The organism is Nocardia sp. alder85J, from assembly GCF_020176955.2.
Classification (GTDB): Bacteria; Actinomycetota; Actinomycetes; order Mycobacteriales; family Mycobacteriaceae; genus Nocardia.
In genome coordinates this window covers 362902-375870 of record NZ_JAIUCZ020000005.1, presented here as the reverse complement: position 1 = coordinate 375870, position 12969 = coordinate 362902, and the positions used below count along the sequence as shown (strand labels likewise).

16 protein-coding genes are annotated in these 12969 nt (G+C 69.4%); 9 read left to right on the top strand and 7 right to left on the bottom strand.

Annotated features, from left to right (window positions below; translation table 11 throughout):
• Positions 1-97: 97 nt before the first annotated feature.
• Positions 98-424 (bottom strand): glycine zipper domain-containing protein, encoded by a 327-nt coding sequence (locus tag LBW94_RS21480; RefSeq protein ID WP_225052737.1) that lies wholly within the window; start codon positions 422-424, stop codon positions 98-100.
• A 388-nt stretch (positions 425-812) separates the two neighbouring features.
• Between LBW94_RS21480 and LBW94_RS21475 the strand changes: the two genes are divergently transcribed.
• A complete protein-coding gene (locus LBW94_RS21475) occupies positions 813-1526 on the top strand; it encodes a helix-turn-helix domain-containing protein (RefSeq protein WP_225052735.1) in 714 nt (237 codons plus the stop codon).
• On the opposite strand, the gene LBW94_RS21470 is transcribed toward LBW94_RS21475, so the two are convergent.
• Complete coding sequence (locus LBW94_RS21470; protein WP_225052733.1) at positions 1508-1888, bottom strand: VOC family protein; 381 nt, start codon at positions 1886-1888, stop codon at positions 1508-1510. The genes LBW94_RS21475 and LBW94_RS21470 overlap by 19 nt on opposite strands.
• 455 nt (positions 1889-2343) lie before the next feature.
• Between LBW94_RS21470 and LBW94_RS21465 the strand changes: the two genes are divergently transcribed.
• The 3 genes from LBW94_RS21465 to LBW94_RS21455 are packed head-to-tail and all read left to right on the top strand — an operon-like array spanning position 2344 to position 4841.
• Positions 2344-3078 carry a GntR family transcriptional regulator gene (locus tag LBW94_RS21465; protein ID WP_225052731.1) on the top strand — a complete coding sequence of 245 codons (735 nt, stop codon included), beginning with the start codon at positions 2344-2346 and terminating at the stop codon, positions 3076-3078.
• Positions 3079-3135: 57 nt separating this feature from the next.
• Positions 3136-4569 carry an amidase gene (locus LBW94_RS21460; protein WP_225052730.1) on the top strand — a complete coding sequence of 478 codons (1434 nt, stop codon included), beginning with the start codon at positions 3136-3138 and terminating at the stop codon, positions 4567-4569.
• Positions 4566-4841, top strand: coding sequence for a hypothetical protein (locus LBW94_RS21455; protein WP_225052728.1), 276 nt, complete (start codon positions 4566-4568; stop codon positions 4839-4841). Before LBW94_RS21460 ends, LBW94_RS21455 begins: the two co-directional genes overlap by 4 nt.
• Here LBW94_RS21455 and LBW94_RS21450 read toward each other — a convergent pair.
• Positions 4838-5245 carry a DUF1003 domain-containing protein gene (locus tag LBW94_RS21450; RefSeq protein WP_225052726.1) on the bottom strand — a complete coding sequence of 136 codons (408 nt, stop codon included), beginning with the start codon at positions 5243-5245 and terminating at the stop codon, positions 4838-4840. The two genes, LBW94_RS21455 and LBW94_RS21450, sit on opposite strands and share 4 nt — an antisense overlap.
• Before the next feature lie 137 nt (positions 5246-5382).
• On the opposite strand from LBW94_RS21450, the gene LBW94_RS21445 reads away from it, so the two are divergent.
• The 3 genes from LBW94_RS21445 (at position 5383) to LBW94_RS21435 (ending at position 8398) form a co-directional block, all read left to right on the top strand.
• On the top strand, positions 5383-6726 hold the full coding sequence (locus tag LBW94_RS21445) for an amidohydrolase (RefSeq protein ID WP_225052724.1): 1344 nt from the start codon (positions 5383-5385) through the stop codon (positions 6724-6726).
• A gap of 73 nt (positions 6727-6799) precedes the next feature.
• Complete coding sequence (locus LBW94_RS21440) at positions 6800-7666, top strand: alpha/beta fold hydrolase (protein ID WP_225052723.1); 867 nt, start codon at positions 6800-6802, stop codon at positions 7664-7666.
• A 270-nt stretch (positions 7667-7936) separates the two neighbouring features.
• Positions 7937-8398, top strand: coding sequence for a GNAT family N-acetyltransferase (locus LBW94_RS21435; RefSeq protein ID WP_225052721.1), 462 nt, complete (start codon positions 7937-7939; stop codon positions 8396-8398).
• A gap of 264 nt (positions 8399-8662) precedes the next feature.
• Here the strand turns inward: LBW94_RS21435 and LBW94_RS21430 are convergent, their stop codons facing one another.
• The 3 genes from LBW94_RS21430 to LBW94_RS21420 all read right to left on the bottom strand — a co-directional run bounded on the left by LBW94_RS21430 (position 8663) and on the right by LBW94_RS21420 (position 10915).
• Complete coding sequence (locus LBW94_RS21430) at positions 8663-9052, bottom strand: hypothetical protein (RefSeq protein ID WP_225052720.1); 390 nt, start codon at positions 9050-9052, stop codon at positions 8663-8665.
• A 64-nt stretch (positions 9053-9116) separates the two neighbouring features.
• Positions 9117-9947 (bottom strand): SAM-dependent methyltransferase, encoded by an 831-nt coding sequence (locus LBW94_RS21425; RefSeq protein WP_225052718.1) that lies wholly within the window; start codon positions 9945-9947, stop codon positions 9117-9119.
• Positions 9948-10012: 65 nt separating this feature from the next.
• On the bottom strand, positions 10013-10915 hold the full coding sequence (locus LBW94_RS21420; protein WP_225052717.1) for a helix-turn-helix domain-containing protein: 903 nt from the start codon (positions 10913-10915) through the stop codon (positions 10013-10015).
• 168 nt (positions 10916-11083) lie between these two features.
• Here LBW94_RS21420 and LBW94_RS21415 point away from each other — a divergent pair, with 168 nt between their 5' ends.
• Together LBW94_RS21415 and LBW94_RS21410 are read left to right on the top strand one after the other, a co-directional pair.
• Entirely contained in the window at positions 11084-11272 is a 189-nt protein-coding gene (locus tag LBW94_RS21415) for a hypothetical protein (RefSeq protein WP_225052715.1), read from the top strand.
• A 10-nt stretch (positions 11273-11282) separates the two neighbouring features.
• A complete protein-coding gene (locus LBW94_RS21410) occupies positions 11283-11528 on the top strand; it encodes a hypothetical protein (protein ID WP_225052713.1) in 246 nt (81 codons plus the stop codon).
• 175 nt (positions 11529-11703) lie between these two features.
• Here LBW94_RS21410 and LBW94_RS21405 read toward each other — a convergent pair whose 3' ends face one another.
• A complete protein-coding gene (locus LBW94_RS21405; protein WP_225052712.1) occupies positions 11704-12924 on the bottom strand; it encodes a PucR family transcriptional regulator in 1221 nt (406 codons plus the stop codon).
• Between the last annotated feature and the right edge of the window lie 45 nt (positions 12925-12969).

Genomic DNA, 12969 nt, shown 5'->3' with positions numbered 1-12969 from the left:
TGAGGCGGGAGCGATCTATTCCGGCCGATCCCGGAGCCCGGGGTGTCATCGGTATCTCGCGTCGATGACACCCCGGTTCAGTCCACCGGGTGGTCGATCAGGGCAGGACCTGGGGGACGACGATCGGGTCGACGGTGCCGATGAGGCCGCCGATGACGGCGCCGAGCAGGGTCGGGACCGGGTCGCTGAAGGATCCCGTGGCGGAGCCGATCGCCGCACCGGCCACGGCGCCGTTGAGCACCGGGTCCGGGTACTGGGCATCGGGGTTGGTCGCGACCTCGAGCGGCACGCCGCCGGATACGGGCTGCGCGGTCGCCGGGGCGGCGGCCGACGCGGTGCCGGCGACGAGGGCCGCCGCCGCCAGCGGCAGCGCGCCGACGGCCAGGATGCGGGTCGCCGTGGTGGCCAGGGATTTACGAGCCATTGTCTTCCTTGTCTTCCGAATCTTCAGCTGGAGAAAACTTCGAAACGAACACCGTCGTGAAAAGTGGTGCATCGGAGTAGATCCAGGTGCCGGAAGGTCTGTCAACCGAATCGGAAATAGTTGTGATGTGCATCACATTGCGTTTGATATGGTTCCGTCTGGCGCGGCAGGTCTTCTCTGCGATCGCACACGAAACTCACAGTGCGTCAACAGGGTTCGGCGGCGGTTCGGAAGCGGGGGCCGGAGCGGCGAGGCGGCCCGGGATGGGGCGGTGGTGACCGTGCGTCCGGGCCGAGCGCCGGGAGGGGAATCGCCGGTGCGGTGGTACGGGTGTCCCCGGCGGCGGAGATGCCGTCCGGTGGCTGGGGGAGTGCGGTAGCGTCGCTGTGTGGGGCCCGAACCGTTTCCCTACCGCGAGCATCCCGTGCGCGGGGTGCCGGGGGCGCTGGTGTGGCGGCGGCGGGTGGCGGGGGAGGCCCTGGTGCTGCCCGACGGGTGTATGGATCTGCTGTGGCTGGGGGAGCGGCTGGTGGTGGCCGGGCCCGATACTCGTGGATATCGGGTGTCGTCGCCGGCGGGAGCGGTGGTGTGGGGGATTCGATTCGCGCCGGGTAGCGCGCCCGCGCTGCTGGGGGTGGCACCGGGGGAACTCCTGGACGACCGGGTCGCGCTGACCGAGCTGTGGTCTGCGGATCGGGTCCGGCGGGCCACCGGAGTCGTTGTCGCGCAGGATGATCCGCTGCGAGGGCTGGCCGTGGTGGGGCGCTCGCTGGTGGCGGCGGCCGGGCCCGTCGATCCGGCGCCGGCCGGGATCGTGCGTGCCCTGCGGGCGGGTGCGTCGGTGGCCGCGACCGCCGATGCCGCCGGGCTCGGGGTGCGGCGGTTGCATCGAATATCGCTGGCGGCGTTCGGGTACGGGCCGAAGACGCTGGCCCGGGTGCTGCGCTTGCAGCGGGTGCTGGCGCTGGCCCGGAGCGGAATACCGTTCGCGGAGTGCGCGATCCGGGCCGGATACGCCGATCAGCCGCATCTCGCGCGGGAGGTGCGGGAGCTGACCGGGCGCACGCTGCGAGAGTTGACCGCTCAGGACAGCGGGGCGTAGAGGTCCACTCCGTTGCCGTCGGGATCGTGCAGGACCGCGTACCGCTGGCCCCAGAACGCGTCGAACGGTTTCAGCTCACCGTGGTGGCCCGCCGCGGTCAGTTCGTCGTACCAGGTGTCGACGGCGGCCGGATCGGGGCAGCGGAAGGCCAGGTTCATCCGGCCGCTGCCGCCGCGCCAGGCGGGGTGGAAGGAGCGGATGGTCTCCTCGGTGTCGAGCGTCAGCCGGAACCCGCCGGGCAGTTCGGCCTCCCAGTGCCCGCCGAAGTCGTTTCCGAACCGCACCCCGAGCCGGGTGTAGAAGTCCAGCGAGGCGGCCGGGTCGGCGACGACCAGGCCGATCACATCGAGTTGTACTGTCATGCCGTCCACGGTAGGCACGGCCGGTCCGCGCGGTCTTGTATGAATCGGACGGCGTAGGACGCCCGGACGGCCCCCACGGCCCCCACGGCCCGGACGACTCCGATGGCCCCCACGGCCCGGACGACTTCGACGGCCCCATGGCCCGGACGGCTCCGCCCGCCCGGACGGCTCCGACGACCCGGACGGCGCAGCGCTCGCGATTCCGGCGTAACCAGGCCCGGTCGGGGTGAGACCGCAGGTCCGGGGCTCGCGTGGCGGCGGCCCGGTGGCGTAACCGGGCGAAACAGAATCCGACATCCGGGCGAAACAGACCGCTGCGACTGTCGGGTCACAGCGCCGAACGGCCCGAGGTGAAGGGATCGATCATGAGGGGAGCGCCGATCGCGCATGCCCGTAACACCGGGGTCACCGCCGAGAGATCGGCCGGAAACCGGAACTGCCTACCGTCCGGAACCATGAGGACGGCCGAGCAAGCGGGCCACGACGTGCGACGGCTGCGCGATATTCTGCGCGCCGCCGTGCGCGGTGGCAGCTACCCGCGCGGTCTGCTGCCCAGTGAGGCCCAGTTGATGGCCGCCCACACGGCCTCCCGCGCCACCGTGCGCGCTGCGCTCGCGGCGCTGCGGGACGAGGGCCTGATCGAACGCACCCAGGGCGTCGGCACCCATGCGGTGGTGGCGCCGGTGCGGACCTCGCTGCCCGAGGCGCACGGCGTGATCGCGCCCGCTCGCGACAGCATGTTCAATCAGCGGATGCGTCCGCGGGAGCTGGACCGGTCGGTGATCGCCGCCCCGGACCTGGTCGCCGCGCGGCTCGAGACCGCCCCCGGCACGCCCTGCCTGCGCCTGGAATACGTTGCGCTGCACGAGGACGAGCCGATCGCGATCGCGACCAACTACGTGCTCTTCCCGGAGGCCGCGAAACTGCGGGACACTCCGTTCGTCTCCGACTGGTACCGGCTGCTCGCCGATTCCGGTGTGGCGCTGTCGGAGTCGGAGTTCGTCTTCGACTGCGAGCCCGCCGGCGCGGCGCTGGCGGCGGTGCTGGGCATCCGGGCCGGCACCCCGCTGATGGCCATGGAACAGCTCATCTTCGACCTCGACGGCAGGCCCTTCGACCTCGCGTTCATCCACACCCGCGGCGAACGCTTCCGATTCGTCTCCCGCGGCACCAGCCGGTCGCCGGCGTAATCCGCCGTCCTCCGGCATTCTTCCCGCGCGGCACTCGACGCGCAGAAAGGTACGGTCATGTCCGAAACACCCCCCGTCCCACTGACTGTCACCGATGCGGCCGCGGCGCTGCGCGCCGGCACCGTGACCTCGGTGGAACTCACCCGCGCCGCCATCGCCACCGCCGACCGGCTCGACGGCGAACTCGGCGCCTACCTGGCCCGGTTCGACGAGTACGCGCTGGAACGAGCCGCGACCGCCGACGCGGAACTCGCGGCTGGCACAGATCGCGGCCCGCTGCACGGAATCCCGTTCGGGGTCAAGGACATTCTGGCGATGGCCGAGGGCCCGACGACGGCCCAGAGCCTGATTCTCGACCCGGCCTGGGGCGCGGGCAAGGACGCCCCGGTGGTCACCCGGCTGAAGGCGGCCGGTGCGGTGATCACCGGCAAGTCGACCACCATGGAATTCGCGGTGGGCATGCCCGATGTCACCAAACCCTTTCCGGTGCCCCGCAATCCGTGGAATCCCGCGACCTGGCCGGGCGGTTCCAGCTCCGGCGCCGGCATCGGTGTCGCGTCCGGGATGTTCCTGGCCGGGCTGGGCACCGACACCGCGGGCAGCATCCGGATCCCGGCCGCGTTCTGCGGCGTCAGCGGTTTGATGCCGACCTTCGGCCGGGTGCCCAAATCCGGTTGCGTCCCACTGGGTTACAGCCTCGACCACATCGGCCCGCTGGCCCGCAGCGCCCGCGACTGCGCCGCCGTGCTGGCAGTGATCGCCGGACCGCATCCCAGCGATCCGGACTGTGTCGACGCCCCCTTCACCGTGCCGGAATGGGTCGGTGACCTTGCGGGCGTGCGCATCGGCGTGGTCCGCGAGGGGCACTTCCCCGAGCCCAGCGATCCCGCGCTGGATTCGGTGTTCGACACTGCGGTCGCGGTGCTGACCGCGGCGGGTGCGACCGTCACCGAGGTGACGCTGCCGTACCGCCAGGAGATGATCACCGTCGACATGATCACCATGGGCTGCGAGGCGCTGGCCTATCACCGCACCGACCTGTCCACCCGCTGGGACGACTACTTCGTCGCCACCCGGGCCATGCTGGCGATCGGCGCGCAGGTCTCCGGTGCCGATTACGTGCAGGCGCAACGGGTGCGCCGGGTCGCCCAGGACGCCATCGGCCGGTTGTTCGACACCGTGGACGTGATCGTCTGCCCGACCGCCTCCACCGGTTCGCCGACCTTCGAGTCGATCACCGGGCCCGACGGCACCCCGGACATCGGCATGCTGTTCAGCCTCATCCACACCCCGTACTGGGACACCCTCGGCAATCCGGTGCTGGCCGTGCCGATGGGTTTCACCGCCGACGGCCTGCCGCTGTCGCTGCAACTGGCCGGACGGGCCTTCGCCGAGGCCGAGATCCTGCGCGTCGCCGACGTCTTCCAGCAGGCCACCGACTGGCACTTGCAGACCCCCGAACCGATCGTCTCCGAAGGAGCACTGGCATGAGCGGTCAAGCGCCGGAGGCGGCAGCGGAGCACAACCACGTAGGCGCTCCGCCCGTACCCGAGGGATACAGCATCACCGAGACCATGAAGACCCTGCTCGGCCTGTCCCAGCTGCCTGCCTCCGACGCCGAGATCGCCGGGTACGCAGTCGCTTTCGAATTCCAGCGGATGGCCGTCGACGCCCTGTACGCGGTGCCGGAGGCGCGGTACGCCTCACCGGCGCTGCACTTCCGGGCCGCCGGCCGCATCGTCGACTGGGCCGACGGCAGCTAGCGATCCGGCTGATCGTCGAGCAGCCGCCGGTGCAGTTCGGCGGTCATCTGGTGGATGGCCCGGGTCAGCTCGGTGTTGGTCTTGAGCTCCAGCTCCTGTTCCTGGAAGTCGTGATCGGCCTTGATCTGCTGGAACTCCGACTGCCGGTTCTGGCCGATCATGACGAAGGTGGACAGGAAGATGGCCTCCAGTGACACCACGAGAGTCAGTGTGGGCCAAGGACTCTTCTCGACCCACACCATCCAGATCGCGAAGCCGACGGCGTGGATGTACACGAACGGCATGGAGCCGGCGAATTTGGTGATCCAGTCCGCCACCCGCAACTGCATGCTGGCCGCGCGGCGGTCGCGCAGCTTGATCACGGCGGGATGCTGGGCTGGATTCGGCTGCGGGGCCGTGGTCATGTGCGATTCTCCTCATGGTCGGCGGATGCCGAGGTCGCCGGGATCGTAACCGGCGCGCCCCGGCAGCGCCGGTCGGCCGGTACCGGCGTGGTCGTGGAAACATGGCCACGGACCGCCGACCGAGCCGAGGAGACCGGATGAGCACTGTAGCGGAGTTGAAGGCGCGGGTGTGCGCCGCGATCGATCGGGAGGCCGGCCGGATCGTCGAACTCTGCGACGACATCCTGCGGCACCCGGAGACCGGCTATCGGGAGACCCGCACCGCCGCCCTCGTCGCCGACCGGTTCACCGCCATGGGCCTCACCCCGCAGACCGGCCTGGCCCGCACCGGCGTGAAGGCCCGGCTGCGCGGCCGGGCCCCCGGGCCGACCGCCGCGGTACTCGGCGAACTGGACAGTCTGCTCATTCCGGGCCACCCGTATGCCGACCCGGTCACCGGCGCCGCCCACGCCTGCGGGCACAACGCGCAGATCGCCTCGATGATCGGCGCGGGCCTGGGCCTGGCCCCGGTGATGGGCGAGCTGGACGGCGATGTGGTGCTGTTCGCCGTCCCGGCCGAGGAGTGCATCGAGGTGGGCTGGCGAATGTCGTTGCGCGACAAGGGTGAGATCCACTACACCGCGGGCAAGGCGGAGCTGATCGCGGCCGGCCACTTCGACGATGTCGATCTGGCGATGCTCACCCACACCGGGGTCGCCGAGCCGCCGCTGGCGTTCGGCATGCGGGGCAACGGCTCGCTGGTCAAGCGGGTGCGGTTCCACGGCCGCTCGGCCCACGCCGGCGGCATGCCGTGGGCCGGGATCAGCTCGTACAAGGCCGCGACGGTCGCCATCGCCGCGATCGACGCGCACCGGGAATTCTTCCGCGACACCGATGCCGTACGGGTGCACCACCTGATCACGCATTCCGGCGATTCGGTCTCGGCGATCCCGGCCCGGACCGAACTGGAGATGCTGATCCGGGCCCGCACCATCGACGCCATGCGCGACGCCTCGGCGCGGGTCGATCGCGCGTTGCGCGGCGGGGCGCTGGCGATGGGCGCCGATGTGGAGATCACCACCGCGGTCTCCTTCCTGCCGTTCCAGGACGACGCGCCGCTGGCGGAACTGACCGCCGGGACCGCGTCGGCCCTGCTCGGCGCCGCGGCGGTGGGACATCTGGCCGAGGCCACCGGCGGCTCCACCGACATGGGCGATCTCGGCACGGTGATGCCGGTGGTGCATCCGCTGGCCGCCTCCGGGTGCGCGACGCCGTTCCACGGCAGCGAGTACGTCACCGCCGATCCGGTCGCCGCCGCCGTGGTCCCGGCCAAGGTGATGGCCTGTGCCGTCGTCGATCTGCTCGCCGACGGCGCCGGCGCCGCCCGCTCGGTCATCGAGCGCAGCGGTCCCAAGCTGAGCCGCGAGGAGTTCGTCCGGCTGCACGAATCCCTGTCCAGCAGCGAGTATTTCCGCGGCGGACTGCTGGCGGACGCCGAGTGACGACCATGTGTGCCATACCTGCGATGTAAGTAAAGGCTTGTTAACAAATAGCCGGTGTCGAATACTGGAGGCCATGGCGACGGCGACTGTCAACGGGCTGCGGATCGGATACGAACTCATCGGGGACGGTGATCGGCCCTGGGTGCTCACCCCCGGCGGCCGATTCCCCAAGGAGACGCCCGGGTTGCGGGAGCTGGCCGAGGAGCTGGCGAAGGCCGGCGACAACCGGGTGCTGATCTGGGATCGCCCCAACTGCGGCGAATCCGATGTGTGCTTCGAGGGGGACAGCGAGTCGAATCTGCACGCCGACACCCTCGCCGCCCTGCTGACCGAGCTGGACATGGCCCCGGCGGTGCTGGCCGGCGGTTCGGCGGGCTCGCGCATCGCGCTGCTGACCGCCGCCCGCCACCCCGAGGTCGCCCGCGCGCTGGCGCTGTGGTGGATCAGCGGCGGGGTGATGGGGCAGCTGGTGCTGGGCAACGTGTACTGCGCGCCGAACATCAAGGCGGCCTGGGTCGACGGCATGGCCGCGGTCGCCGCGCTGCCGGACTGGGCCGAGTCGATCGAGCGCAATCCCGCCAACCGGGAGCGCATCCTGAACCAGGACCGGGCCGCGTTCATCGCCACCATGGAGCGCTGGATGATGGCCTACTGCCCGCAGCCGGAGCGCACCATCCCCGGCCTGCCGGATCCGGCGGTCGGCGGTATCACGGTGCCCGCCTTGGTGTTCCGCAGCGGCGCCAGCGACGCCCATCACACCCGCGCCACCTCCGAGGCGGTCGCGGGCCTGCTGCCGGCCGCGCGCCTGGCCGAGCCGCCGTGGGGTGACCGGGAATGGTCGCAGCGTCAGGCCGAACGGCAGCGGACCGGCGGCCTGTTCGTCCGCTGGCCGTTGCTGGCCCCGGCGTTGCAGCAGTGGGCGGAGGACGTCGGCTGCTGAATCCCCGGCCGGTGATCGCGCAGACCACCGCCCGGACCCGGCCGCGCGCAGTAACCTAGGGGCACAGCATTTTCGGAGTCGACTGTGACCACTCACAAGTCCACGGGTACATCCGGCCGCCGGTTCCGTGCCGGTCCGGCGACCGGGCGCGCCCTGCACACAGAATTGCATACCGCAAGCGAGACAACCGCTTACACTCGACAGTCCGGCTGGGGGAATCGCCCGGACGGACGTCGGCCGGTCGGAGCTCCGGGGTCAGGGGAGGCGGACATGGGGATCGCTGCGGTGCCGCAACCGGCGTACCGGCAGGCCACACTGACGGATCTCGACGGCATCGCCGCCATCGAGGCCGAGGTCTTCGAGCAGCCGTATCAGTATCAGCACCTGCGGCAGATGTTCGCGGTGGATCCGGCGGGATTCATGGTGGCCGATCTGGGCGGGGCGGTGGTCGGCTACACGATCGGCCAGGTCCGGGGCCGGCAGGTGTGGCTGTTGAGCTTCGGGGTGTCGTGTGTGTTCCAGAGCCGCGGCTACGGCCGCGCACTACTGGACCGGACGCTGCGCCGGTTCGAGGCCTCGGGCTCGGATGCGGTGTGCCTGACGGTGGCGCCGGACAATCTCACGGCCTATAACCTGTTCAAGCAGATCGGGTTCGAATTCGTCTCCCACGACGAGCAGTACTTCGGGCCCGGCGAGGCCCGGGACGTGCTGGCCTGCCGGCTGCGGGGCTGAGTCGTCGAACGGATCGCCCGGCCCGGGGACTGTGGGAAACGCGAAGATGCGCGCCGGATGCCGTGAGTTGCACAAGATTCCGCCTACCACGGGGCGCGCGTGGGTACAGTGGTTGGCGCGCAGGGGGATTCGTCGGGCCGACGATGGCGAGGACACCGACCCGCGCTCGTGGCAGCGAGCGCGGGTCGATGCGTGAGCCCGCAGGGTGGCGGGAACACACAGGTGCCTCGACCGTTTCCGGTCGCGACCTGATCGGTCAAGTGGTCAGGCGAGGTCGAATTCGCCGTTGCGCACCCCGTCGAGGAACGCGTCGAGTTCGTCGGCATCGAAAACGAGTTGGACCTCGGCCACGGGCTGCGTGGTGGCGGCGCGGAACACATAGTCGCCGTCACCACGTGGGGTCACCGTCAGCGCCTGCTGCTCGGTGCTCCCGGAGCGCACACCCGACTGGTAGGCGTCGAACTCCGCATCGGTCAGCAGCAACAGCTCCTCGGCGGGCAACACGGTGGCAGCCGTGGTTCCCGCGCCGGCGAGCTTGTCGTCCCAGACCGCTGTCCAGCCCTGCTTGCGGGCCACCCGCACGCAGTTCTGATTGGGCGAGCTGGCCGCGGCCTTGTGGAACTCGCCCGCCGTGAAGGCAGGTAGAAGCGTCATGATTTGCCCTTTCTACGGTGTAAAAGATCCGGCGCACAGTCGGCCGGACGAATCGTCCCGAGGGTTATGGCTTGTAGCCGACCGCTGCGAGATTGGACAGATAGGAGGCATCGTCGGTGTCGACGGGGCCCTCCGGACGCCATGCCGGTGCATACACCATTCCCGGTTCGACGAAATCGAAACCGTCGAACAGGGCGCCGAATTCGGCACGGCTGCGATAGGTGAGCGGGTCGGAGGTCTTCGAGTACAGGTCGGTGACCTCCTCGCCGCGCTCCACCGTCTCCTCGTCGAGGCCGTCGGTCGTGGCATGGGTCATGGCGACGTAGCTACCCGAGGGCAACCGGTCGCGGAGGGTGGCCATCACCTTGCGGGGCTGGTACTCCTCCGGCACGAACGGCCACACGCTGACGATCAGCAGTCCGATCGGCTGCTCGAAATCGAGCAGCTCCAGGGTGGTCGGGTGATCGAGGACCGACTCCGGCCGGCGCAGGTCGGCGTCGAACACCGCGGTGGTGTCGAGAGCGCCCTGCTCGCTGAGCAATTCGTGCGAGCGGTTGACCGCCTCCAGGTCGTTGTCGACGTAGACCACCCGGGCATCGGGAGCCAGCGAGCGGGCGACCTCGTGCGTGTTGCCGACCGTCGGCAGTCCGGAGCCGATATCGAGGAACTGCCGGATTCCTTGCCCCACCATGTATTTCACGGCACGGCGTAAGAAGTTCCGGTTGTTGTGCGCGTAGAGGTCGGCGTACGGCGCGATCTCGAACAAGCGCTCGGCGAAGATCCTGTCGATCTCGAAGACGGCCTCGCCCGACAGGTAGTAGTGATAGAGCCGAGCCGCCGAGGGGCGGCTCGCGTCGATCTCCCGGGACTGTGACTCGAACGCGTCGTCACTCATGCCCGTTGCTCCTTTTGTAGTTGTGCCCTTGTTTGTGGATATAGCCCTGTTGTGTATGCCCCGGTTCAGGGGTTGCTGAACGTCTTGCGCCGGAACGAGCGCGCGACATGGTCCATGAACTGCCGGGAGTCCTCGGCGCCGAGCGCCGCGGCCGATAATCGCGCCCAGACCGTCTCCCGGCTGGAGACCGCGGCCTTGTCGTCGATGTATCGGATGTCGCCCTGACTCTCCACCACCGCGATGTCCAGATCACCGGCCGCGCCCGGGGACGGCACCCGCACCAGGGTGAACCGGTCCTCCATGCCGGCGCCGCGGGTGGCGGCGGTGAACGGCAGCACCTGGATCAGGATGTTGGGCCGCCGGGACAGGTCGGCGAGGTGGTGCAGCTGCTCGACCATGACGCCGCGGCCACCGTATTCGCGGCGCAGGCACGACTCCGACAGCACCGCGTGGAAGGCGGGCGGGTTGGTCCCGAGCAGGATCGCCTGCCGGGCCAGCCGCGCCTCCACCGAATCGTCGACGGTGACCCCGGCGGCGTCGTCCGGCAGGTACCGGTCGGGTTCGTGCAGCGCGCGGATGTAGGACTCGCACTGGACGAGTCCGGGCATGATCTCGGCCTCGGCGACGCGCAGCCGGCCGGCGTGCGCCTCCAGATCGACCAGCAGGCGCAGATCCTCGTGATAGGCGCGGCGGTACCCGGTGTTCCAGAAGCCGCGCTTGTGGTTGTCGCGCCGTAACTCCCGCAGGGCATCGAGGTATCCCGGATCGGTGTAACCGAGCTTGGCCGCCAGCCGCTCCAGGTCGCCGATGGTGATCGAGCTCGAACCGTTGACAAGCATGGCGATACGACTCTGGCTGGTCTCGATGATTTTGGCAGCCTCGGTCTGGCTGACGCCCGCCGTGTTGATCATGTGCTCGATCTCGCGTCCCAGCAACAGCTTTCGTGCCGTCCGCAATCGCGTACTCATGCGACCAGGGTATCGGTGCCTTGCGGTTGCTGGAATCCCTTTCGTCCCAACCTCTTACGCAAACGTGATAATCACGCTAGGATCTATCATGTTCACAGTATCATAGTTTCGGTATCGGGCTGATCATGATCACGCTGCGATACGCTTCCGTGCGAAGGCGAATGTCCTATGACGACTACCACGCAAATGCCTTGGGCAGCTTGCCGTTCCGGCGGCAACAGGTGGGCATGTGGTGAGATCACCGGGCACCTCACCGAGCCGGACGCCCGCAGCATCCTCGGGATCGAGCACTCGCCCGGTTGTGGGCAGTGGCTGGCGGCGGTGGCCTACCTGTCGGCCGGGTTGGACGACGATTGAGATGCCCGGGATGCAGATGGTGTTGGTGGTTTTCGGTGGGTTGATGGTGTTGTGCGCCTCCGCGGTGTGGCTGAGCTTCAAACCCCCGGCGGGGGCGCACACGGCGCCGGAACATGTGTTCACGGTCAGCGAGGCGCACCGGGCGATGCAGCGCCACCGCGGGTGCAGTCGCGACGACTGTCCGCGCAAGGAGGCGGCGTTCCGGGTGCTCGTGGAATCGGGCCGGGTGCGGCCGGATTCGGGTCGCCTGTACTGATCTCGGCGCGGCCCGCGTCGATTTCGCCGCTGCCCGCGTGGCCTGAGCCGATTTCGCCGTCGCCTCACCGGATTTCGCCGTGGCACGCGACGATCGCGCGGTGGTCCTCCCGCTGTGGCACGTCCGATCGCGACGGCCCGCCGGGGTCACCCCGGCGGGCCGTCGCGATCCCTGCTCAGCCCCGGTAGGTCCGGGCCACCAGAGCCGAACGGAGATACCACAATCCGCTGGCCTGGGTGGGGTCGAAGCCGGTCAGCTGGCCGATGCGCTTGAGCCGGTAGTCGACGGTGTTGGTGTGCACGTGCAGCAGCCGCGCGGTGCGCTGCCGGTTCAGATTGTGCGCGATGTGGGTCTGCAAGGTGTCCAGCAGTTCCGGATGCTCGTCGAGCGGATCCAGCAGCGAGCCGAGGTATTCGCGGCCGGGCCCCGGCCGGGTCAGCTGGTACTCCAGGGCCAGATCGTCGAAGCGGTACAGCGCCGGCACCGAATGCAGCCGGGCCACCATGTCCAGCAGTTGGTGGGCCTGATCGGCGGCGGTGGGCACCGACTCCGCGGCGGTCGTCACGACGGTGGCCGTGATCGGCACCCGCGCCGCGCGCGACAGCCGGCCGATCAGCTCGTCCAGTTCGGTGTCGTCACACCCGTCGGCCGGGATCAGCAGCGTGCCGCCGTCGACCGACAGCAGTGACAGCGCGGTCTCCCCGCAGCGGGTGGCGATCTCCGCCTGCACCCGGCGCAGCTTGCGCCGGGCCACCACCTTGGCGTCCAGCATCGGGTTGGATTCCTCCGGGTGCGGTGGAATCGACAGTGCCAGAACGCGATAGCGGTCGGCGATCTCGATGCCGCACTCGCGGGCCATGGTGGAGGTGGGATGCCCGCCGAGTAATGCGCTGGTCAGCGTGTGCACCGCGGTGTGATGTTCGGAGACCACCGCGCGCAGTTCCCGCACATAGGCCATGGACACCGCGGTGGTCATGGTGTCGAGCAGTTCGACCACCATCTTCGCACCCTCGACCAGGCTCTGGTAGTCGGTCAGCGGGACGGTGAGCAGTGCCTCGCTGTCGCCGCTGTCCACCGCGCGATGCTTGTTACCGGCCCCCGCGACCACCAGATCGAAGCCGATCTTGAAGCCCTCGTGGATGGCGTGGTGGATGGTGTCGATCGGGACGCCCTCGCGAGCCCATTGCGCCGCAGCGTCTTTCAGCCGATCGGTCTTCTCCTGGATGTCGTTGCCGTCGAGCATGCTGATGGCCAGCTCGAGGCAGATCCGGGTGATGGTGGTGACGTCGCCGTAGATGGCGTCGCCGGGCAGCGTGCCGCAGGGCGCGACGTTCTCCACGAAGTGCCCGACCATCTGTCTCGACAGCGCCCAGACATCTTTCAGCGGCGAGGACATCGGACGCCCGGAGACGGTGAGGCCCGGTCGGTCTGGAGTGTGGAC